Raw genomic sequence first — 1,308 nt, 5'->3', positions numbered from 1 at the left:
TCGACCACCCACCGCACCCTGGCCGCGATGGACATCGTCGTGCGAGGCGGCATCGCGAAAGCGCGGGCGGGGGTGCGCCGGCACGTGTGGACCCTGCTGGAGCTGCGTCCGGGCGGCTTTCCCTGGCTGACCATCGCCGGGAAGCGCCTGCACCGCTGGGTCGTTCTCGACCTGGACGCCACGATCATCACCGCCGCCTCCAAGAAGGAAGGCGCGACGGGCACCTTCAAGAAAAGTTTCGGCCACCACCCGCTCGCCGCCTGGTGCGCGAATACCGGCGAGTGCCTGGCCATGCGGCTGCGGCCGGGCAACGCCGGCTCCAACACCGCGACCGACCACATCCGCGTGCTGTCCGACGCACTCGCCCAGACCCCCGGCCAGGCAACCGCGAAGATCCTCGTCCGTGTCGACGGCGCCGGAGCCACCCATGAGCTCCACGAACATCTCGCCGCGCTGAACACCCGGCGCCGCACCGTCCGCTTTACCACCGGCTGGACCATCACCGATGCCGACGAGAAGGCCATCGCCAAGCTGCCCGAGACCGCCTGGGAGACCTCCCTGAACCAGGACGGCACCGTCCAGGAGGGCTACTTCGTCGCCGAGCTGACCGGCCTGAACACCCGGACCGGATGGATCAAAGGCATGCGGCTGATCGTCCGCCGAGTCAAGCCCTCGGGCCGGCACGCAAAGGACCTGACCGCCTTCGAGAAGAAGACCGGCTGGAAGTACGGCGTCACCGCCACCAACATCAGCAAGATGACCCGGATCCCTGGCTCCCACCAGGCACAGTGGCTCGACGCGGTTGCCCGCCAGCATGCGGTGGTGGAGGACCTGGTGCGCGTGAACAAGGCCCTCGGCCTGCACAACCTTCCCTCGAAATCACTCGACATCAACGAGAGTTGGATGCTCACCGCGAACCTGGCCGCCGACCTGGACGCCTGGCTCCGGCTCCTGAGCCTGCACGATCAGAAGGACCTGGCCGACGCGGAACCCGACACCATCCGCTTCCGGCTCTACCATCTGCCCGCCCGGCTCAGCCGACACGCCCGCCGACGATGGCTCCGCATCGAACGCTCCTGGCCCTGGGCACAAGCGTTCACCACCTCCTGGGCCAGGATCCTCGCTCTTCCGTCCGTCACCTGACGCCCCGCCCCGGCCCCGACGAAGACCAGAACGGAGAAACCCGCAACACCCCGGACCCGTGGAACCCGGCGCACCCCGCAGCGACACGCGACGACCCCGGAACCTCACCACGAGAACAAACCGGGGTGAACCGACCACCCCACGAACACGACCTCATCACTGAAG

Annotated in this window: 1 protein-coding gene; it reads left to right on the top strand. The window is 68.2% G+C overall.

Annotated elements, in window-relative coordinates:
• Nucleotides 1–1,143 (top strand): IS1380 family transposase (locus OTB19_RS42900; protein ID WP_267804284.1); only part of this gene is annotated, 1,143 nt, incomplete at its 5' end.
• Between the last annotated feature and the right edge of the window lie 165 nt (nucleotides 1,144–1,308).

Origin of the sequence: Streptomyces sp. H27-H5, assembly GCF_026627505.1 — a bacterium.
Lineage (GTDB): Bacteria > Actinomycetota > Actinomycetes > Streptomycetales > Streptomycetaceae > Streptomyces.
This window is presented reverse-complemented; position numbering and strand designations above follow the sequence as displayed.